At 53.1% G+C, this 22,081-nt stretch carries 16 protein-coding genes; 4 read left to right on the top strand and 12 right to left on the bottom strand.

Features of this window, described 5'->3' with window-relative positions:
• Positions 1 to 12: 12 nt before the first annotated feature.
• Both On2M_RS21060 and On2M_RS21055 read left to right on the top strand, forming a co-directional pair.
• The gene (locus On2M_RS21060; RefSeq protein WP_187253299.1) at positions 13 to 1,500 is read left to right on the top strand and encodes an altronate dehydratase family protein; all 1,488 of its coding nucleotides are present in this window, start codon (positions 13 to 15) and stop codon (positions 1,498 to 1,500) included.
• A gap of 206 nt (positions 1,501 to 1,706) precedes the next feature.
• Positions 1,707 to 2,261 (top strand): YgjV family protein, encoded by a 555-nt coding sequence (locus On2M_RS21055; RefSeq protein ID WP_210905423.1) that lies wholly within the window; start codon positions 1,707 to 1,709, stop codon positions 2,259 to 2,261.
• A gap of 16 nt (positions 2,262 to 2,277) precedes the next feature.
• On the opposite strand, the gene sstT is transcribed toward On2M_RS21055, so the two are convergent.
• The 4 genes from sstT to On2M_RS21035 all read right to left on the bottom strand — a co-directional run bounded on the left by sstT (position 2,278) and on the right by On2M_RS21035 (position 6,576).
• Positions 2,278 to 3,522 carry a serine/threonine transporter SstT gene (gene sstT / locus On2M_RS21050; protein WP_151217812.1) on the bottom strand — a complete coding sequence of 415 codons (1,245 nt, stop codon included), beginning with the start codon at positions 3,520 to 3,522 and terminating at the stop codon, positions 2,278 to 2,280.
• A gap of 242 nt (positions 3,523 to 3,764) precedes the next feature.
• Positions 3,765 to 4,733: a TerC family protein gene (locus On2M_RS21045; protein WP_151217811.1), complete on the bottom strand. Its 969-nt coding sequence runs from the start codon at positions 4,731 to 4,733 to the stop codon at positions 3,765 to 3,767.
• A gap of 271 nt (positions 4,734 to 5,004) precedes the next feature.
• Complete coding sequence (locus tag On2M_RS21040) at positions 5,005 to 6,003, bottom strand: Gfo/Idh/MocA family oxidoreductase (RefSeq protein ID WP_151217810.1); 999 nt, start codon at positions 6,001 to 6,003, stop codon at positions 5,005 to 5,007.
• A gap of 69 nt (positions 6,004 to 6,072) precedes the next feature.
• Positions 6,073 to 6,576 carry a M48 family metallopeptidase gene (locus On2M_RS21035; protein ID WP_151217809.1) on the bottom strand — a complete coding sequence of 168 codons (504 nt, stop codon included), beginning with the start codon at positions 6,574 to 6,576 and terminating at the stop codon, positions 6,073 to 6,075.
• Positions 6,577 to 6,768: 192 nt separating this feature from the next.
• Here On2M_RS21035 and rlmG point away from each other — a divergent pair, with 192 nt between their 5' ends.
• A complete protein-coding gene (gene rlmG, locus On2M_RS21030; RefSeq protein WP_151217808.1) occupies positions 6,769 to 7,905 on the top strand; it encodes a 23S rRNA (guanine(1835)-N(2))-methyltransferase RlmG in 1,137 nt (378 codons plus the stop codon).
• 54 nt (positions 7,906 to 7,959) lie between these two features.
• Here the strand turns inward: rlmG and On2M_RS21025 are convergent, their stop codons facing one another.
• The 7 genes from On2M_RS21025 to ebgR form a co-directional block, all read right to left on the bottom strand.
• A complete protein-coding gene (locus On2M_RS21025; RefSeq protein ID WP_151217807.1) occupies positions 7,960 to 9,978 on the bottom strand; it encodes an NADPH-dependent 2,4-dienoyl-CoA reductase in 2,019 nt (672 codons plus the stop codon).
• 144 nt (positions 9,979 to 10,122) lie between these two features.
• Complete coding sequence (gene ygjK, locus On2M_RS21020; protein WP_210905422.1) at positions 10,123 to 12,474, bottom strand: alpha-glucosidase; 2,352 nt, start codon at positions 12,472 to 12,474, stop codon at positions 10,123 to 10,125.
• A 15-nt stretch (positions 12,475 to 12,489) separates the two neighbouring features.
• Entirely contained in the window at positions 12,490 to 13,551 is a 1,062-nt protein-coding gene (gene ygjJ, locus On2M_RS21015) for a protein YgjJ (protein WP_210905421.1), read from the bottom strand.
• 82 nt (positions 13,552 to 13,633) lie between these two features.
• Positions 13,634 to 15,067 carry an amino acid permease gene (locus On2M_RS21010; RefSeq protein ID WP_187253295.1) on the bottom strand — a complete coding sequence of 478 codons (1,434 nt, stop codon included), beginning with the start codon at positions 15,065 to 15,067 and terminating at the stop codon, positions 13,634 to 13,636.
• Between the two features lie 66 nt (positions 15,068 to 15,133).
• Positions 15,134 to 15,583, bottom strand: a complete 450-nt coding sequence (locus On2M_RS21005) for a beta-galactosidase subunit beta (RefSeq protein WP_151217805.1) — start codon at positions 15,581 to 15,583, stop codon at positions 15,134 to 15,136.
• Positions 15,580 to 18,672: a beta-galactosidase subunit alpha gene (gene ebgA, locus On2M_RS21000; protein WP_210905420.1), complete on the bottom strand. Its 3,093-nt coding sequence runs from the start codon at positions 18,670 to 18,672 to the stop codon at positions 15,580 to 15,582. Before ebgA ends, On2M_RS21005 begins: the two co-directional genes overlap by 4 nt.
• A 207-nt stretch (positions 18,673 to 18,879) precedes the next feature.
• Entirely contained in the window at positions 18,880 to 19,863 is a 984-nt protein-coding gene (gene ebgR, locus On2M_RS20995; protein WP_151217803.1) for a transcriptional regulator EbgR, read from the bottom strand.
• Positions 19,864 to 20,072: 209 nt separating this feature from the next.
• Here ebgR and On2M_RS20990 point away from each other — a divergent pair, with 209 nt between their 5' ends.
• Positions 20,073 to 20,405, top strand: a complete 333-nt coding sequence (locus On2M_RS20990; protein WP_187253293.1) for a tRNA-binding protein — start codon at positions 20,073 to 20,075, stop codon at positions 20,403 to 20,405.
• Positions 20,406 to 20,459: 54 nt separating this feature from the next.
• On the opposite strand, the gene ygjG is transcribed toward On2M_RS20990, so the two are convergent.
• Entirely contained in the window at positions 20,460 to 21,839 is a 1,380-nt protein-coding gene (ygjG, locus tag On2M_RS20985) for a putrescine aminotransferase (protein ID WP_187253292.1), read from the bottom strand.
• Positions 21,840 to 22,081: the final 242 nt, after the last annotated feature.

Below are 22,081 nucleotides of genomic sequence, written 5' to 3'. Positions count from 1 at the left end.
CTGGGTGACGGTATGCAATACATCAAGATCCATGCGCTGGATAACGTCGCAGTTGCGCTTGCTGATTTGGCTGAAGGAACCGAAGTCATCGTCGACGGTCAGGCGGTAATCCTGCGTCAGGCAGTCTCTCGTGGTCATAAATTCGCTTTACGCGATATTGCGAAGGGCGAAAACGTCATCAAATACGGTTTGCCAATCGGCCACACGCTGGTGGACGTTGCGGTGGGTGAGCATATACATGCCCATAACACCCGCACCAATCTGAGCGACCTGGACACGTATCGCTACCAACCGGATTTCCAGGCCGAAGTCGCGCAGCCTGCCGATCGCGATGTGCAGATTTATCGCCGCGCGAACGGTGACGTTGGGGTGCGTAACGAACTGTGGATCCTGCCAACGGTAGGCTGCGTTAACGCGATGGCGCGTCAGATGCAGAACCGCTTTTTGAAAGAGACCAACGACGCCGAAGGTATCGACGGCGTGCATCTCTTCAGCCACACCTACGGCTGTTCACAGCTGGGTGACGACCACATTAACACCCGCACCATGCTGCAAAACATGGTGCGCCATCCGAATGCGGGGGCGGTGTTGGTCGTTGGTCTGGGCTGTGAAAACAACCAGGTGGATGCCTTCCGCGAAACTTTAGGTGAGTTCGATCCTGAGCGCGTTCACTTTATGGTCTGCCAGCATCAGGAAGACGAAGTGGAAGCGGGGATTGAACATCTCCATCAGTTATACAACGCGATGCGTAATGATAAGCGTGAGCCGGGTAAACTGGGCGAGCTGAAGTTTGGTCTGGAATGCGGCGGCTCTGACGGCTTGTCCGGTATTACCGCCAACCCGATGCTGGGGCGTTTCTCTGACTACGTGATTGCGAACGGCGGCACCACGGTGCTGACCGAAGTGCCGGAAATGTTCGGCGCCGAGCAGTTGTTGATGGACCACTGTCGTGACGAAGAAACTTTTGGCAAGCTGGTTACGATGGTCAATGACTTCAAGCAGTACTTCATTGCCCATGACCAGCCGATCTACGAGAACCCATCGCCGGGTAACAAAGCGGGCGGTATTACCACCCTGGAAGATAAATCGCTCGGCTGCACCCAGAAAGCGGGGTCCAGCAAAGTGGTTGACGTTCTGCGCTACGGCGAACGCCTGAAGACGCACGGCCTGAACCTGCTGAGCGCGCCGGGTAACGACGCGGTCGCCACCAGCGCGCTGGCGGGCGCGGGCTGCCACATGGTGCTATTTAGTACCGGACGTGGAACACCGTACGGTGGTTTTGTGCCGACAGTGAAAATCGCCACCAATAGCGAGCTGGCGGCGAAGAAAAAACACTGGATCGATTTTGACGCCGGACAGCTGATCCACGGTAAAGCGATGCCGCAACTGCTGAGTGAGTTTGTTGATACCATCGTTGAGTTCGCCAACGGCAAGCAGACCTGCAATGAGCGCAACGATTTCCGGGAACTGGCAATATTTAAAAGCGGCGTAACGTTGTAATTACCCTTCATCTTTCGCGCGGCAGCTGCGTTGACTGCGTTCATTCACCCCGGTCACTTACTTCAGTAAGCTCCCGGGGATGAGCGAACTTGCCGCCTTGCTGTGGCACGAAATCGATTGGGTAATCGAAATGGAGTGGATTTAAAAAACGGCGTTTCATCATTTGGAACGCCGTTTGTTTTTGCATTACCTGATAAGGATCATTCATGACCGCGTATTGGCTGGCCCAGGGCGTAGGTGTCATCGCCTTTCTGATCGGCATTACCACCTTTTTCAATCGTGATGAGCGCCGGTTCCGGCTGCAACTGGCCGTTTACAGCGCCACCATTGGCGTGCATTTTTTTTTGATGGGCGCCTGGCCTGCGGGAATGAGCGCCGAGCTCAACACCATCCGCACGCTCGTCTCAATGCATACCCGCAAACTGTGGGTAATGGCCGTTTTTATTCTTCTCACCCTGGTTCTCGGGCTGGCAAAGTTACAGCATGCGATGGAGCTGTTGCCGATAATCGGCACGCTGGCCAGCACCTGGGCGCTGTTTCGCTGCCAGGGGTTAACCGTGCGCTGCGTGATGTGGTGCGCAACCGCCTGCTGGGTTATTCATAATTTCTGGTTGGGATCGATTGGCGGGACGATGATCGAAGGCAGCTTTCTGGTGATGAATGGCCTGAACATTATTCGCTTCCGGCGGATGCAAAAACGCGGAATTGATCCGTTCAAAATTGAAAAAAGCGTACAAGAAAAGAGCCCCTCCGCCCGATAACGGAGGGGCGCAGGGATTAGCCGCGCAGAGCGTTATTTGCCAGACGTTCGTCTTCAGCCTGGCAGGCTGCCGCGGTAAACAGAACGTCAGTAGAAGAGTTCAGCGCCGTTTCACAGGAATCCTGCAGTACGCCGATGATGAAGCCAACGGCTACCACCTGCATGGCGATGTCATTTGGGATACCAAACATATTGCATGCCAGCGGGATCAGCAGCAGGGAGCCACCTGCCACGCCCGATGCGCCACAGGCGCACAGCGACGCCACCACGCTCAGTAACAGCGCCGTCGGTAAATCGACCGGAATACCCAGCGTATTCACCGCCGCCAGCGTCAGTACGGTAATGGTGATCGCCGCGCCCGCCATATTGATGGTGGCGCCAAGCGGGATAGACACCGAGTAGGTATCACGGTCCAGATTCAGCTTCTCACACAGTGCCATATTCACCGGAATGTTGGCGGCAGAGCTGCGGGTAAAGAAAGCGTATACGCCGCTTTCGCGCAGACAGGCCAGCACCAGCGGATATGGGTTACGACGAATTTTCCAGAATACCAGCAGCGGGTTGACCACCAGCGCCACTAGCAGCATACAGCCTACCAGCACGGTCAGCAGATGAGCATAGCCCCACAGCGTGGCAAAACCGGTGGTTGCCAGGGTAGAAGAGACCAGGCCGAAGATACCGATCGGGGCAAAACGGATCACCAGCTTCACCATAAAGGTGACGGCGTTGGACATATCATTGACCAGGTTTTTGGTCGTTTCATTACCATGGCGCAGCGCAAAGCCCAGACCAACGGCCCATACCAGAATACCGATATAGTTGGCGTTAAGCAGGGCATCAATTGGGTTGGAAACCATGCTCATCAGCAGTCCACGCATCACTTCAACAATACCGGATGGCGGCACGATATCGCTGGCGCTGCTGGAAAGATGCAGTGTAGACGGGAAGGCGAAGCTGAAGACGACGGCCGCTAACGCGGCTGAAAACGTTCCGAGCAGGTAGAGGAACAGAATCGGGCGGATGTTGGTTTTTTGCCCGTGCTGGTGGTTGGCGATAGAGGCCATTACCAGCATCAGAACCAGAATTGGCGCGACGGCTTTTAATGCGCCGACGAATAGCGTACCCAGCAGACCAACGGCTTCTGCCGCAGGTTTTGACACCAGTGCAAGTAAAATCCCCAGTACCAAGCCGATCAAAATTTGTTTAACCAGGCTCCCTTGCGCCAAACGCGAGAGTAGCCCCGATGAACGTTGCGTAGTCATGTCGTGATCCTTTCATTGTGTTGTTGCTCATCCATCGTGCGTTCTCAGGACGCATCTTTCTGGATGTAACAAAGTGTTTGCCTGGTTGAGTATAAGGAAAGATAAAGCTTCGGGAAGAGAAATATGCTGGATTCCACGTTGAGATCATATTTTATAACTTTGAGTTAACATTGTTTTGACATGATAAACAAAAAGCCCAACGCACGCAGTGTGCCGTCGGGCTTTTCAGCTAGCAGATAAAGTTACTGTATTTGCTGCTTTTTATCGTGCTGGTGGTTGACCCACGCGTTGACAATCAATGTCACAAACAGGATGCCAAATACCACGCCTAGCGAGATAGCGATCGGGATATGGTAGAAATCGACGATCAGCATCTTAATACCGATAAACACCAGAATGACCGCCAGACCGTACTTCAGCATGGAGAAACGCTCCGCCACGCCCGCCAGCAGGAAGTACATCGCGCGCAGACCCAAAATAGCAAACAGGTTCGAGGTCAACACGATGAACGGGTCGGTAGTGACGGCGAAGATTGCCGGAATACTGTCGACGGCAAAAATCACGTCGCTCAACTCAACCAGAATCAATACCAGCATCAGCGGCGTGACAAACAGCAGCCCGTTCTTACGCACGAAGAAGTGCTCGTTTTCGATGGTATCGGTCATGCGCAAATGGCTACGTAGCCAGCGTACCAGCGGTTTGTCGCCAATGCCTGATTCATCCTCTTTTGCCAGCGCCATTTTCACCCCGGTAAACAGCAGGAACGCGCCGAACACGTACAGCAGCCATTCAAACTGGGTGATAAGCCAGGTGCCAGCGAAGATCATGATCGTACGCAGAACAATGGCTCCCAGCACACCATACACCAGCACCCGACGCTGCAATGCAGGTGGTACGGAGAAGTAACTGAACAGCATCAACCAGACGAAGACGTTATCTACAGCCAGCGATTTTTCAATTAAATAGCCGGTAAGGAACGCCAGTGCCTGCGGGTCAGCAACGGCTCGGCCCTGGGTTTGCGCCAGATACCACCAGAAGGCGGCGTTAAACAGTAACGACAACGTTACCCAGACGATGGACCAGGCCGCAGCCTGCTTCATCGACATCGTATGCGCACCACGACGCCCCTGCAACAGCAGGTCGATGGCCAGCATAATTACCACCACGACAGCGAAGCCACCCCATAACAACGGTGTGCCAACAGTATTCATTGTATTTCCCCATGCATAAAAAAAACGGCCAACGCCGAATGACGTTAGCCGCTGCTTTTTATGCATAGACCTTGCCATTCGGCAAGGTCTCACTTACAACAACAAAGGAATACGATGGCGTATTCCTTTGTTATCGCCCGGTGACCGGATGTGGTTTTTCACACATCGTAATGACGATCAACCGACAACGAAGTTACTCCCCTTTGCGGGTTACAAAATATTACAGGCCATGCTTTCAGTCAATGGCCTGCAACATTCCATTTACACACTTTTACGCAGTCAGCGAGGTTACCGTTTCGTCTGCCGGGAAAACCACGCCGGTCTGGCGGCGAATCTCCGTTTGCAGTTTAGCGGTGATACGGCTGACGGCCAGTGCCGGGTGATCCACTTCGCCGGATTCAACCAAATGAGCAAACGCCTCTGCCTCATACAGCATAGTATTGATGTGCTGAGGCGTCGTCAGATCCTGTGTTTTCCCCCCGCGCGGAACGAAGCACACTTTTTGACATTCGGAGATGTGCTCGATCACCAGCGATCCTGACTCGCCCTGAATTTCACTGGCTAATACCGAGTCGCTGACTTTTGAGTGCTGAAGCGTGACGCTAAAGTCACCGTAATTCAGCACCACCACGCCGTGGGCGTCCACGCCGCTCTCCAGCAGGCTGGCGCTGGCCTGAACGCTCTGCGGCTCACCCCATAGCGCAACCGCTGAGGCCAGGCAGTAAAAACCAATATCCATAATCGAGCCATTTGAGAACGCTGGATTAAACGTATTTGGATTTTCACCGTCCAGATAGCGCTGGTAACGTGAGGAGTACTGGCAGTAATTGATAAATGCTTTTCTGATTCTTCCAACTTTGGGGAGCGATTGCTGCAATAACAGGAAGTTAGGCAGGCTGGCGGTCTTAAATGCTTCAAACAGTACCACCTGGTTTTCGCGCGCGCAGGCGATAGCGGCTTCGGCTTGTGCCAGGTTTGAGGCCAGCGGTTTTTCGCAAATAACATGCTTTTTGTGCCGCAAAAACAGCTCTGTCTGCGGGAAATGCAGAGAGTTTGGACTGGCGATGTAGACGGCGTCAATCGCCTCGCTTTGCGCCATCGCTTCCAGTGAGGTAAACAGATGCTCAACGGGGTAATCGTTGGCGAAGGTCTGCGCCTGCTCAAGGCTACGGGAATAGACTGCGGTTAACTTATATTTGCCGGTTTCATGGGCGGCATCGACAAACTGGCGGGTGATCCAGTTTGTGCCAATTACTGCGAAACGTATCATAAAGGCCTTCAGGCTGTGGAAAGGGATTCTTTCGTCAATTTAGCATGCCCTGAAGACAAAGCCAGTGCGCTACGGCGCAGTTTGCTTTAACGAATGTTGCGTTAACCACAGGCGGGTATCGAACTCCAGTTGATGATACTGAGGCTCCATATGGCAGCACAGCTGGTAAAACGCTTTGTCGTGCTCTTTTTCTTTCAGATGCGCCAGCTCATGCACGACGATCATGCGTAAAAAGGGTTCAGGGGCATTGCGAAACACGGTGGCGACGCGGATTTCTGCTTTAGCCTTTAGCTTACCACCCTGCACACGAGAGACGGCGGTATGCAGGCCCAGCGCATTTTTCAGAACGTGGATCTTACTGTCATACATGACTTTATTCAGTGGTGGGGCGTTACGCAGAAACTGATTTTTCAGATCCTGAGTATATTGCCAGAGCGCTTTGTCGGTCGCGAAATCATGCGTACCCGGATAGCGCTTCTCCAGCACTGCGCCCAGACGCTGTTCAGCAATCAGCGTTCTCACCTGAGAAAGCAAATGTTCCGGGTAGCCCTGGAGGTAAGTTAGTTGGTTCATTCATGTCCCATCCACTTCATCCTTCAAGCTGCCTCTGCGTTCGCGCACCTCAGTCACGTACTTATGTACGCTCCTGGGGATTCACTCACTTGCCGCCTTGACGCAACTTGAATGATTTTGTGTATTCAAAATGTTGTATACTCACGCACCCTTTTCAGGGATACGCCGAAATTTTACCATTCAGGAGGGCCGATGAGCCACATAGACAACGGTTTCCGTTCGCTGTCACTTAAACGTTTCCCGGAAACGGATGACGTTAACCCGCTGCTGGCGTGGGAAGCAGCAGATGAATATCTGCTGCAACAGCTGGACGATACCGAGATTAGCGGCCCGGTGCTGATCCTGAATGATACCTTTGGTGCGCTGGGCTGTGCGCTGGCGGAACATACGCCGTACAGCATCGGCGATTCCTACTTAAGTGAGCTTGCCACCCGCGAGAACCTGCGTCACAACGATATTGCCGAGTCGAGCGTCAAATTCCTCGACAGTACCGCTGAATATCCGCAGGCACCGGGCGTGGTGCTGATTAAGCTGCCAAAAACTATGGCGCTGCTCGAACAGCAGCTGCGCGCGCTGCGTGAAGTGGTGACGCCGCAAACGCGCATCATCGCGGGCGCGAAGGCGCGCGATGTGCATACCTCGACGCTGGAGCTGTTCGAAAAAGTGTTAGGGCCAACCACCACGACGCTGGCGTGGAAAAAAGCCCGTCTGATCAACTGCACATTCAGCAAACCTGAGCTGGCCACTGCCTCGCAAACGCTGAGCTGGAAGCTGGAAGGCACTGACTGGACTATCCATAACCACGCCAATGTTTTCTCCCGTACCGGACTGGATATCGGCGCGCGCTTTTTTATCGAGCATTTGCCGGAAAACCTCGAAGGGGAGATTGTTGACCTCGGCTGTGGTAACGGCGTCATCGGTATGACACTGCTGGCGAAGAACCCAGAAGCCAGCGTGGTATTTGTTGATGAATCGCCCATGGCGGTGGCTTCTAGCCGTTTGAACGTGGAAAGTAACATGCCGGAAGCGATGGATCGCTGTGAGTTTATGATCAACAACGCGCTGTCTGGTGTCGAACCGTTCCGCTTTAACGCCGTATTGTGTAATCCGCCGTTCCACCAGAAGCACGCGCTGACCGATAACATCGCCTGGGAGATGTTCCACCACGCCCGCCGCTGTCTGAAAATCAACGGCGAGCTGTACATTGTGGCTAACCGTCATCTCGACTACTTCCACAAGCTGAAGAAGATTTTTGGCAACTGCGTGACCATCGCCACCAATAATAAATTCGTGGTGCTGAAAGCGGTCAAAACCGGTCGTCGTCGTTAAGCCCTTGTGCCGGATAGCGGCTAACGCCTTATCCGGCCACCGGGATACAATTTGTTAAATCTCCAGCGCCAGCCTCGTCCCTTGCGCAATAGCGCGTCGGGCATCCAGTTCCATCGCCACGTCGCAGCCGCCGATCAGATGCACCGTTTTACCCGCTGCGTGGAGCGGATCGACCAGCTCACGGCGCGGCTCTTGTCCGGCGCAAATCACCACGTGATCCACGTTAAAGATCACCGGTTCGCCGTTCAGCACAACGTGTAAGCCATCATCATCAATTTTCTGATAACTGACCGCCGGGATCATTTTCACACCGCGTGAGAGTAAGGTGGCGCGATGGATCCAGCCTGTCGTTTTACCTAAACCTTGCCCCGGTTTGCTGGCTTTGCGTTGCAGCATCACTATCTGGCGTGGGCTGCGGGATAAATGCGGACCTTCCGGGCGTAAGCCGCCAGGCTGTTGCAGGCTGGTGTCGATTCCCCATTCCACGCAGAACTCCGCAATGTTCTGGCTGGTGGGATCGCCTGATTGGCTCAGGTACATGGCAGTATCGAATCCTATCCCGCCGCAGCCAACGATCGCCACGCGTTTGCCCACCGGCGTTTTATCGCGCAGGACGTCAAGATAGCTCAGTACTTTAGGGTGGTCGATCCCCTCGATCGGTGGCATGCGAGGCTCGATCCCGCTGGCAAGGATCACTTCGTCGAAGATGTGCAGATCGCGTGCGCTGACAAAATGATTCAGCTTCAGTGTCACGCCAGTCACGTCGATCATCCGGCGGTAGTAGCGCAGGGTTTCATAGAATTCTTCTTTGCCGGGGATCTGTTTGGCGATATTAAACTGCCCGCCAATCTCACCATGCGCGTCAAACAGCGTCACGTGATGCCCGCGCGCAGCGGCATTAATGGCGAAGGCGAGGCCCGCAGGGCCCGCGCCAACCACCGCCAGATTTTTCGGCTGAGTGGCCGCAACGATCGGCATTTTGGTTTCATGGCAGGCGCGAGGATTCACCAGGCAAGAGGTAACTTTGCCGACGAAGATCTGATCCAGGCAGGCCTGGTTACAGCCGATACAGGTGTTGATCTCATCCGCTCGCCCGGTTTGCGCTTTTGACAGCAGTTCGGCATCGGCGAGGAACGGACGGGCCATCGACACCATATCGGCATCGCCACGGGCCAGAATGTCATCGGCGACCTGGGGATCGTTAATACGGTTGGTGGTGACCAGTGGGATTGTCACATGGCCTTTCAGCTTACGCGTCACCCAACTAAACGCGCCGCGCGGTACCGGGGTCGCAATAGTGGGAATACGCGCCTCATGCCAGCCAATACCGGTGTTAATAATGGTGGCGCCTGCGGCTTCTATCGCTTGTGCCAGCTGGACGGTTTCGTCGAAGGTTCCACCGTTTTCCACCAGATCAAGCATCGACAGACGGAAGATGATTATGAAGTCATGGCCCGCACGCTGGCGTACTGCCCGTACCACCTCAACGGCAAAACGCATGCGGTTGGCATACTCGCCGCCCCATTGATCATTGCGCTGATTGGTGCGCAGAGTCAGGAATTCGTTGATGAGATACCCTTCGGATCCCATCACTTCAACGCCATCGTAGCCTGCTTCCCGCGCCAGTTGGGCGCAATGGGCAAAATCTTCAATCAGTTGCAGCACTTCATCATGCGTCAGTTCATGTGGCGTAAAACGGTTGATTGGCGCCTGAATAGCGGAAGGCGCCACCAGATGCGGCTGATAGCTGTAACGCCCGGTATGCAGGATTTGCAGGGCGATTTTGCCACCTTCGTCATGCACGGCATCGGTAATGACGCGATGGTGTGCGAGCTGGCTGCTGTCGTTCAACATCGCGCCGCCTTCCATCCCCACGCCGGAAAGCGCAGGCGCAATACCTCCGCTCACAATTAACGCGACCCCGTGACGGGCACGTTCGGCGTAGAACGCGGCCAGCCGTTCAGCGCCATCAGGGTACTCTTCCAACCCGGTATGCATTGACCCCATCAGCACGCGGTTTTTAAGCGTAGTGAAGCCTAAATCGAGCGGGGCGAACAGCGACGGATAGCTCATAAAGGTGTCCAGTATGTAAAATTATTGTTATGTGGTCGGATGAGTTCTAATTTAGCCGTCGTGGCGTAAAAGGGAAAAGGGGAATGCCGTGATTGTGATGGGATTCAAAAAAGAGGCTCTCCTTTACAGGAGAGCCAATTGACGTTACTGCTGTTTTAGAAAATCGTTATACAGCATATAAAGATGCGCTGCGCTCCAGGAGAAGTTCGGCGCGCCCTGTTGCGCACCGGTTAGCGGGTTATAGTTCTCCTGAATCGGACCGTCTGCGGTAAGGCCTTTGGCGTGGCTGAAGAAGGTATCTGCCAGTTTTAACGCTTCATCGCGATAGCCATAATGCTCCATCCCTTTTAGCCCGAACCAGAACTGATCCACCCACACACGCCCACGCCAGTAAATGTCTGCACCGAAGGCCGGGTTGGTCAGCGCTGCCGTACCAAGCGGGACAAAGGTGTTGAACTCTTTGGGATCGAGCATCACCTTAACCACCGCGTCCGCATGGGGCTGCGTTGCCGCCCCGTTAAACAGCGGCGACCAGCCTTCCGGCCCTTTGCCGCGTTCGACGATTGGTTGGCCCGCACAGCCATTAGCCAGCGGTTTATCTTCAATACGAATGTCGTAATAGAAGTGTGTTACCGGGTCGAACATACAGGTATTGATGTAATCGGCGAGTTTTTTCGCCAGCGCCTGGTAGCGTTTGGCATCGTCGGCTTTGCCGAGAATTGTCGCCATTTCTGCCAGATAGTGATTATCGCTATACATGTAGCTGGCCTGATCGACCGATTCCTGCAGCAGCGAGTAACCCAGTAACCTCCCGTCGTTACTGCGATTATCGGCAAATTTCACCACCCAGTCGCTGCGTTTCCCACCCTTAGCGACGTATTTATCCAGTTGCTCTTTGTCGATAAAACCGAAGACTGCCGCATCGTCACGCCCGGATTCCCAGGAGGCGGCAACCTGTGCTGGGATCTCGAGGCTGTCATACTGGCCTTTACTGATGATATTGGCGTAGTTTTTCAGCCCGGAGAGGGTCTCTTCTTTGTCGCCTTTTTTCACCGTGAACAGCATTTCACCGCTGTCGGTATTGTGAGCTTTATCGCGCGTTGCGCCATATTCAGGTACGCCGTTGCCGTTATGATCGCGGTTTCGTAGCCACCAGTCGTGATATGCAACCAGCTTCGGATACATCTCTTCGAGCCAGGCCTTGTCCTTGGTGACGTTGTAGACCTCCATCACCGACCAGGCCGCCAGGCTTGGCTTGGTGTTGCGTTCGTTCCAGTTGCCGCCGTCGCCGCCGCGCTCGGGGCTGAGGTTCCAGGCAATCAGGTCGGGAATGAATCCGGCGTCCTGCGCGCGAACGGGATCGCCGGGTTTTATCTGCCATGAAAAGACGGCACGAATGTTCTCTTTAGCGATCTCCGGGTTAAAGTGCGCCATGGCGAAGGCTTGTTTCCAGGTGTCCCACGGCCAGGTCTGGTTGCCGGAGAACCAGCGAGCGGTAACGGACGGCGTCACAGTATTGTGTTTTACCGCGCCGCCCGGCGAGCGCCAGTTACCATTCAGCGTCTCGATCGCCTTCACCGCCACTCGGGTTTGTTCTGGCGTGGCATCCGGGTTATTTAAGCCTTTCTTGAGATAGTCGTCCCAGCGCTGCTGCGAAGTGAGCATGTAGGAAGAAGGACGTGCCAAAATATCGCGGATCTGCGGCTGCTCTTTGCTGACTTCCCGCGCGGTCAATAAGTGTGAATAGGTGGTGTAGAACGTGGTAGAGCTGTTGATATGCGCTTTGCTGATGAAGCGAAGACCGTCGACGGCTGTTTTCATCGGCAGCGACTTATGCACCTGATATTCTGATTCGCCGGAGGTGAGCAAATCCCAGGTTGAACGCACTTTGCCGAACGTGACTTTCAGACCGTCGTGGGTGGCGGTGATTTTGCGCTGATAATCAGGATACTCTTCATCGACGGTTTTGGTTGATGTCGGCTTCCCGTCTTTTGCCTCCACTTTTTCCAGAAGCTCGCCATCCCACACCAGATCCAGCGGCGAGTTGCTGATGATTTTGGTTTCCAGCAGCGAGGTGCGCGGACTGGCGAAGCGTAGCGTCATTTCTATCTGCACATTTTTCGACGACAATTTCTGCACCAGCGCGCCAGGAATGCTGTAAGCCTCAAGGGTGAAATTGACCTTTTTACCCTGCTGGTACACCGTCAGACGATCGAAGTTTGTCGCCATAAAATTGATGTACTCTTCCGTCAGCAGCGCCACGCCCGGAAAACCGCCCATGGTATCCGGGCCATCCGGCAACAGATGCCCGTGCCATGAGCCGAGGTCGAAAAAGGGATTAAAGCGCTGGTGGTCGTCGTGATCGTAGTCATGCATGTAGTCCGGTGCACCGGTGCGATTAATGATGTTTTTAAACTCGTTAGCGCTGGCGGCATGCTCAGAGACGCTCATCAGCAGGAGACAGGCCAGCGGCGTAAGAAGAAGTTTGATGTTCATGGGTTCCGATCCTTGTTACCAATAGAAATATTGCATCAGGAAGATTTGGTCGCTCGGGTCACCAGAGGCATTCTGCATATAGAACCGGCTGTCGAAGGCGGTAGCGAAACGTCCGCCGCCGTATTCATACCAGATACCGAACTGCATAAAGGACGTAGTTTCTTCCTCGGCGCGATCCGGTCGGTGTTTGGCGTAGCTATATGCGGTGGAGAGATAAACGCCTTTTAGCGCTTCATACATCGCGCTGATCATATAGCCGGTCTCGGTGCCGGATACATCCAGCCCGTCGGCGCGACCCGTGTGGTGCCACGCGCGGGCGGCGAAGTTGGGGGTGAGGATACCGGTCAGGAACAGCTGTCCGGTACCGTCAGTTATCTCCAGACCGTTCATCCAGGTTACGCCTTCAGTCAGGTCGTACTGGATGTAACCGTTCATCATGGCCGGATAGGTATATTTATCGTCGTAGCGATCGTATTTACCAAAGTGCAGCCAGGCTTTGCTTTCATCGTGGTGTCCGGCGGGGGTGGCGGTCACGCTATAGCGCAAAGGGCCGGTCAGGTTTTGCACCTTAATGGCGGTCATAATGTCTCGGGTATTCGGAATAACGTAGCCCAGGTCTGGCGTGAAATCACCCCACCATTGCAGGTCATCCAGCGAGGAGTCCTGGCGCAGACTGAGCATCATCTCTGTTCCAGCATCGGTACGGTAACCACCGTAAAAGCGGTTGATCCCGCCTTCGAATCCGCCCCAGCTATGGTCAGGAACCCAGGCATTGCCTTGATGGTCGGCCTGCACGGTCCAGCCCTCGCCGTAGATCAGACCAAACCATGAACCGTGTTTTATCTCCAGACCACCTTCAATGTAGGTACCGTCGCTGTATTTATGCTTATCTTTTCCTTCTAAATCCATATATCCCCCCATGCCCAATTCACCATAAAAACGAAATGAGGGGGAGGTTATGGCAGGTGTTTTCGTATCATCGTGTTCAGCAGGGCGAACTTCTTCTGCACCCAGAGAGGAGACGCAGAAAAAGGGCAGGGCAATAATTGCCCTGCAATATTGGCTAATGTTATTCATGCTCCGATCCTAAGCAAATAAAATATAATTTTTATTGTTATAGCCTTAGCGAATATTGTTTATTGTTATTATGCTTTAATCATTAATTGATATTTGAAGCGGGAGCAGCCTCAATAGCTTTTTCTTCTTTGGTTAACCCTTTAATGTATTTACTGTATTTCCACCAGGCAAAACCGAGGAAAATAACAATTCCACCGACGTTATAAAAAATAATGGTTATGATATTCCCGCCGGTCGGGAAGGTAGAGGCAATAAAGCCGATGGTGAACAGGACGATCAGCATTGATACCACAATAATGCCGGTTTTTTGCGAACCCATACGGAAGTCGCGCGGCAAGTGGTCCAGTTTTGCGCGTAGATTCAGGTAGGCCAGCATAATAAACAGCGGCGGCAGCATCGATGCGGCGGCGGTCATGTTGATGATGGTGTTCATCAGGTCCTGCACGGTATTAGAGCCGAGCGTTGGTATAATCATCAGTGGGATAACGATCAGAAACTGGATCCACGCTGCGCGGGCCGGTACGCCGTTTTCATTCAGTTCGACGGTTTTTTTACCGAAAATACCCGCCGGAATTTCAGAGAAGAAGATCTTCACCGGCGTAGCGGTCCACATCAGCAGAGAGCCGAACATCGCGGTAAAGGAGACCAGGCCGACAAAGCGGTTAACGATGAGTTCCGGCAGGCCAAAGTATGCCGCCAGACCGTGGAATACCTGCACCGATCCACCGGTGAACTTCAGTTCTTTGCTGCTGACGAAGACGTTGATCAGCACCGAGGAGATGGAATAAAGCACGCCGATAAAAATCCCGGCAATGATAATGACCTTCACGAACGATTTTGACCCGCCCTTAACGTCGTTGACATACACCGCCACGGACTCCGCGCCGCCTGCCGCCATGAATATCCAGGTGGTAATACCGAGGAACGCCCAGTTAAAATTCGGGATCATTGCATCAACGGTGATGGGGTCAGCAGGCTGCACGCCGCCCACCAACGCAGTACCCGCCAGTAAAATGTAGGACAGCGTCAGCAGCAGCATCAGCGTGGAGGTGACGGAGGTAATCGGCCCCAGCATTTTTGCGCCGTTGGTCGAAACCCAGGTCGAGAAGGCAAACAGCACCATACTTAACACGGTGGTGGCGAACGGTGTCAGAATGTATTCGTAGCCTAAAAATGCGTAGGAGGCATAGGCGATAACGCGGGGCAAAAGCGAGGTGAAAAAGAACAGGTTAACGAACCAGTAGGTGTAGGCGGTAATAAAGGCCCAGCGCCCGCCCAGCGAGCTTTTCACCCATGCGTAGACACCGGCTTCGGAGTTTTTATTCAGCGAAACAAATTCGGCGATGATTAAGCAGAATGGAATAAAGTAGAAAATTGTCGCGAGGAAAAACATCGGTGCGGATGCCAGACCAAGCTCAATATTATTGTTGATAACGTTATTAAAACTATAAACCGCGGCAAAGGTGAGTGAAAGTAAGCCGAACTTGCCGATGGTATTACGTTTGGTATCAGACATAGCACATCTCCGATTCCTGATTATTATAGGGTACTGGCGGCGCAACGTCGGCGCCGCCTGTGTTTTTTATTTATTATGAAAATAACCATCTTCGATGGTGACTTTGAGTACGACTTTCTTCACTACGCTATTACAGATAAAACGATAGGCTTCATGGTTGTCACAAATAACCATTTGTCCTTCGTGCACTTCTACGGTTTTTCCGCAGCCTTTCAGATATTCGCGATCGGTTTCATCGCGATAATATTCAACCACCTGGAGATCTTCTTTGGCGGCATACTCTATTTTTTGCTGTCCTTGCAGGTAGTAATGGATCTCAAAATAACGACGATGACCGGTAAACAGCGCATCAGTTGCAGAGTCTGTCTCTACGCGGTAGCTCAGAGAATCACCGATAGAGTGAGCGACACCAGGTTGAATATTATCAATATTTTCAATGGCCTCAACGCAACGTTGCCATTTCCGACCCGAAGCAAAGCGTTGCTGGAACTGCTCTAAGTTGTCGATGATCCTCATTTTGTATTCTCGCTGTGCAAATTCGTGGAAAAGAACCCGGTGCCAAAGGCGCGGTTGGCGGTGGCTTGAGCGCCAGACTCACTGCCTGAAACCGGCAACAACGTGAAGCCGTAGCTGAATGACGTAAACCAGACTCGCCAGGAATCAAGTACCTCACTTCCCCACGAGTTAGACCCTAAGCCCAGTAGCTGATGGTCCAGATTGAGGGTGATGTCATCGCTGCGCTGCAGCTCATTGCAGTGCTGTGCGGCAAAGATATTTTCTGGCGTATAGCGCCAGGCGCTCAGGTTGACAGGGCACTGCGGAATCACCAGCAGACCGTTGCCGTGACGATCGGTTAGCGTTGCCCAACGCACGTCCTGACGATTGCCGTTGTTTTGCGGGAACGGATAATTCTCGAACATCTCATCCACACTGCTGCGCCAGATATCGATGATGTTGGCTTGTTGACTGTCGCCATAGTTTTCACCAGGACCACGTCCGTACCAGGCCACCTGTCCCAAATCACCGCTGATGCCCATCGTGAAGCCAATGCACGGAATAATGTCCCGGTACTCGCCGTAAGGCTGGCCGGAAAGCTCCACGTTCAGCTGACCGTCTGCGGCAATCCGCCAGCGGTAGGTGCAGCGCATACCGAAATCAAATACCGGCGGGGCGATAATCGTCTGGCTGGTTATCAGCAGCGCATCTTCGGTTTGCTCAAAGGTAAAGTCGCGCAAATGCTCCTGCATTATCTGTATATGATTTGGCTGCCAGAGGCCTTCGAACTCTTGCTTGTGGTTATCTATGGTTGGTTTGAAGAAATTAATCTTCGGCTCGCGGGTAATCAGCTCTTCACCATTGACGTTCCAGCTAATGGGTTTACCGGTCAGCTTTGAGAAGATCAGATGGAAGTTATAACCGCGAACGGTGCAGCTCTGGCGGTTCTCTTCCAGCGTCAAAGGGGTGGCGTTTTGCAGACTGAACGGTACGGCAGTCGCCGTTCTGGCCTTCAGCGGGAACTGATAAGTCGCGATGTGATGCCCGGCTTCGCTGTATAACGTGCGGGAATCTTTCGTCACGGTGACGTTGAGGAACGTCTCGCGCGCATCCAGCTCAGGCAGTGTGCATTGCAGCAGCGTATCGCTGTTGGGTGCGACCTCGCGCAGTTTCATTTGTTGGCTGGAAAGCGTGTCGCCTTCAGCGCGGACCTCAATATGCAGGGTGTAGTCGTCAAGCGTGGTAAACCACAGTTTGTTTTCTACCCGCAGCTCGCCGCGAGCCAGATCCTGCGCGCGCACTTTTACTGGCGCAATGACCTGCTTGTACTCTTGCAGACCCGGGCCTGGGGTTTGATCGGAATAAATCAGGCCATCAAGGCAGAAGTTGTAGTTGTTCGGGTAGTCGCCGTAGTCACCGCCATAGTTGTACCAGAGGTTACCGTCGTCATCTTTGGCCTGAATCCCGTGATCGCACCACTCCCAGACATAGTGTCCCTGAATGCAATCATGCTGATAGAAGACGTTCTGATATTCCGTTAGCCCGCCGGGGCCGTTGCCCATTGCGTGAGCATATTCGCAGATGATGCGCGGTTTAGGATGTGGGTATTCACCAAACTCATTCATCAGCGGTACGCGGGTGTACATGGTGGAAATGATATCCACCACTTCGGCGTCACGATCTTCTTCGTAATGGATCAGACGCGTGTCATCCAGTGCTTTTGCCGCGTGGTACATGGCGCGAATATTACAGCCGTAGCCGGATTCATTGCCGAGCGACCAGATAACGATCGACGGGTGGTTTTTCTGCGCGTGGACGTGGCGTACGATGCGCTCAACATAGACATTTTCCCACAGCGGATCGTCGGTGATCCGGCTGATATCGCCGATATTAGCGAAGCCGTGAGATTCAACGTCGGTTTCGGCCATGACGAACAAACCGTAGATATCGCACAATTCATAGAAACGTGGATCGTTCGGGTAATGGGCGGTGCGTACGGAGTTGATGTTGTGCTGCTTCATTAACAACAGATCTTTTTCCACGCGATCCATACCAACCGCGCGGCCCTTAAGATGATCGTTGTCATGACGGTTGACACCATGCAGCATGACATAGCGGTTATTGATGTAAAACAGACCGTCGCGAACGTTGATATCACGGAATCCGACGCGCTGCGGCACAACCTCAAGGATGTTGCCGCTGGCATCTTTCAGGGTCATTACCAGATGATAGAGATACGGTGATTCCGCAGACCACTGGTGCGGCTTGCTGACCTTGAAATTGAACGCGGTGCGGGTGAGCTTATCCACCGTCAGAGCGTTAATCACGCCGTTATGCAGCGTCTGCTCACCGTCAAACAAAGTGTATTCGAGCGATGCCATCGTTGGCGTGGAAGCGATATTTTCCAGCACGATGTCGCAGGAGAGGGTGGCATCGCGATAGTCATCATCGAAATCGGTACGAACGGTAAAATCCTGGATATGGGTCGCCTGTTTACCGACCAGATAGACGTCGCGGAAAATTCCCGCCGACCACCACATATCCTGGTCTTCAATGTAAGTGGAATCAGCCCATTGCATAACGCGAACGCACAGCAGGTTGTCACCGGTCTTCACCACTGCGCTGATATCAAACTCGGCCGTCAGGCGACTGCCTTTGCTGAAGCCAACGTACTGACCATTCACGTAAACTTCGAAGTAGGTTTCTACGCCATCAAATTTAATCAGCGTTTGTTTGCCCTGCCAGCCTTCACTGAGGGAGAAAATACGCTGGTAGGCGCCGGTAGGGTTATTGGTCGGCACGTAGGGGACATCAATCGGGAAAGGAAAACCTTCGTCGGTATACTGCAGCTTGCCGTGTCCTTCCATCTGCCACATGCCGGGGACGGTGATGCTGCCCCAGTCGCTCATAAACTGCGACGTAAAGGCTTCCGGCACCTGCAGCGGATGCTCAAAGAACTGGAAATTCCACTGACCGCTCAGCAACTGAAAGAGGCTGCTGGTTTCGCGGGCAAACGAGCGGGCCTGCGCAACGGAGTCGTAAGAGAAAAAATATGCGCGTGGCGCCAATCGATTTTCGTGGGTGAGCTGAATGTTTTCCCAGCGATTCATAAGGCCTCCCGGTGGAGAAAAATCGGAACCATTCATTGTAATGGTGAGTAAGGATAATTGATGATGATTTTAGTAAAAGTTTTACTAAAATATAGCGAGTGAGATGATTTACTTTAACTGGATCACGAAAATAATTCGGGCGCAGAAAAGAATGCATGACAATGCGTGCCCGGCTTCAGCTGAAACCGGGCGGATAAATGGGGGATTTTAGCGGGTAGTACCGCGCAGTTTCAGCTTGCTGGGAACAAAAACCAGCAGAGGAAGCGCACGTCCATCGCGGGCTTTCTCAAACAGCAGGTTGACGCCCTGACTGCCCATCATTTCTGAATGGATGCGCACGGTGGAAAGCGGAGGAAAGGTGAAGCGCGCCGTCGGGATATCATTAACGCTAATCAGCGAAATGTCCTGCGGAATGTTCAGACCACGCTCGTGAATGGCGCGGAGAACGCCAATAGCAATCGAGTCAGAAGCCACAAACAGGGCGCTGGGATAGTCGGCTTTCGCTAGCATTTTTTTGGCCAGCTCATAGCCTGATGAACTGGAGAAGCCGCCGCGATAGATATCCTGTTCAGAAACGACCTGCTGCAGGCGACCGTATTCGACAAACGCGGCTTCGCGGATATCAGCCTTGCCAGGCTGATCTTCGCCACCGATGAAGCCAATGCGGGTGACGCCCTGGGCGATGAAGTAGTCGATGCTCTCTTTACTGATGCGGGCCAGATCGATATCGACAGCGTCATATTCGCTGCCGGGTTCATGAAAATCGATAAAGCAGATGTTGTCGGTAAGCGCTGTTGCCGCCTCGCGCAGCGCAGGAGAAGGCTTGCCAACAATAAGAATGCCGGTAATGTTTTTGTTCTCCGGCAGCCCACTGTGCTCATAGCAGTTGGTCAGTTCAATCCCCAGCTTCTCGCACTGGGTTTCAATCCCATGGCGGATCGCGAGATAGTAAGGATCGTTGATTTCCAAATCCTGCTGATAGCTGTAGAGCGCCAGAATATGCTGGAGGCCGAGCGCGCTGGTCTGGTTCTTACGGGCGCTGCTGGTTTTGTACTCCAGCTTTTCCGCGATCTCCAGAATGCGATGCTTGGTCTCTTCTTTTACATTCAGCGTGGGGTCATCGTTTAAAACCCGGGACACTGTCGCCAGGGACACGCCAGCTTCGATTGCGATGTCTTTAAGTGTTGCCATGTTTGCCTTTTCCCTGAGTTACCTGCGCATTGTAAATGAAGCGCTTATCTATTCATCTGTTTTCAGTAAAAAAAGCACGTTTAATTGACATGCTCGGGGTAAAACTGGGCTTGCAGAGTGTGATGAGTGCGTCATTTTCCCGCTTTTAAGAACAATGCCCGGAAAATAGTTTGCTAGTATTTAGTAAAATTTTACCAAAGGAGAAAACAATGGATACCGTCGCATTTGCTGATTTTGCCCGCTTGGAAATACGTGTTGGAAAAATCGCACAGGTAAAGCGCCATGACAATGCCGATAAGCTGTATATCGTGCAGGTTGATGTGGGAGAACGTACGCTGCAAACCGTGACCAGCCTGGTGCCTTATTACAGCGAAGAGGAGCTGATGGGGAAAACGGTGGTGGTACTGTGTAATCTGCAAAAGGCCAAAATGCGCGGTGAGACATCAGAGTGTATGCTGCTGTGCGCTGAGACGGACGATGGCAGCGAAAGCGTGCTGTTAACGCCAGAACGCCTCATGCCTGCAGGCGTACGGATTGTTTAAATTGTGCTGCCTTATCCGGCCTACGTTTGTAAACGCAGGCCGGACAGACATCTTTTACACCTGCTCCACGCTCACCCGTAATGCTGCCAGGGCTTTGCGCGTCGATCGTAATACCAGATCGCATTGTTCGATCGTTAACGTTAACGGCGGTTCGATGCGGATCGTCTTGGCATTATTCAGCGTGCCGGCAACCAGCACCCGCTGGCGGAACATCTCACTGGCAAAGTTGTAGCCGATTTCATTATCGACAAACTCGATTGCCATCAGCATGCCCTTGCCGCGTACATCATGCACCAGGTCCGGATATTCCCGCGCAAGCTGGCGGAAACCATCCAGCAACATATCGCCTTTCTGCTCCGCCTGGGCCGGTAAATTTTGCTCCAGCAGGACGTTAATGGTGGCCAGCGCAGCCGCACACGCGAGCGGATTGCCGCCAAAGGTGGTGGTATGCAAGAAAGGATTGTCGAACAGAACCGAGAACACCTCTTCGGTGGCAATGGTTGCGCCAATCGGCATCACGCCCCCGCCCAGCGCTTTAGCCAGGCACATAATGTCGGGCTGCACGTTTTCGTGCTCGCAGGCGAACATTTTGCCAGTACGACCCATGCCGGTTTGTACTTCGTCAAGGATCATCAGCGCGCCATACTCATCGCAAAGTTTACGAACGGTGGTCAAATACCCTTGCGGCGGCAGGATCACGCCTCCTTCACCCTGGATAGGTTCAAGGATCACAGCTGCAACGTCATCACCGGTTTTTTTACACTCACTGAGCATAGTGCGCAGCGCGTTAACATCGCCAAACGGCACATGACGGAAACCTGGCAGCAGCGGCATAAAGGGTTTGCGGAAAGTTGATTTCGCTGTGGCAGAGAGCGCGCCCAGAGATTTGCCGTGAAATGCGCCGCTGGTGGCAATAAACGTAAATTTACCGCGCGGCGATTGATACGCTTTCGCCAGCTTCAGAGCGGCTTCAACCGACTCGGTCCCGCTGTTACAGAAAAAACTGTATTTCAGTTTACCGGGTGCCAGTGCGGCAAGGGTCTTTGCCAGCATGGCCCGCAGAGGGTCAAGTAACTCCTGGCTATGCAGAGGTTGTTTCGCGAGTTGATTCTGTACGGCGGAAACCACGACTGGATTACGGTGCCCCACGTTGAAAATTCCAAAACCACCCAGGCAATCAACGAACTCCTGTCCCTGGGTGTCGACAAGCGTATTCAGGCTTCCCGCTTGCCACTCTACGGCTCCGTAATCCCCGCCTGCAGTTACAGATTTTCGATACTCTAAGAACCCCGGATTGACATGCTCCTTGAAGTATTCAATCACCTCTCGGTTTAATGATTTCATTTCCTCATGATCAAGCGTGCGCTTTTCGATGAGATTCAGTGCGTGTGCGCTGCAGGCCAGGGCCGATGCGCTGGAAGGTAACCTGTTCAAAATATGCTCCCGGAGCTGGCGTATCACATGATACTGAATTAAGTATTGCAGGGATTGCGCCATTCCGGCGCGCTTAGCAAAAATCGGGATAAACACCAGGAAACATCTTATTTGTGCAACATTTAATGCCATCTTTTAACATTTGCTGGCATTTTGCCCAAGTTCAGACTGCGAAAACAGATCGGAAACTCCCTTTTCTGCGCTAAAAATGAGCAAGTTTCGCACTGTGACGGTGCATTGGT

Origin of the sequence: Citrobacter sp. On2M (assembly GCF_018035235.1) — a bacterium.
GTDB classification, from domain to species: domain Bacteria; phylum Pseudomonadota; class Gammaproteobacteria; order Enterobacterales; family Enterobacteriaceae; genus Citrobacter; species Citrobacter meridianamericanus.
This window is presented reverse-complemented; position numbering and strand designations above follow the sequence as displayed.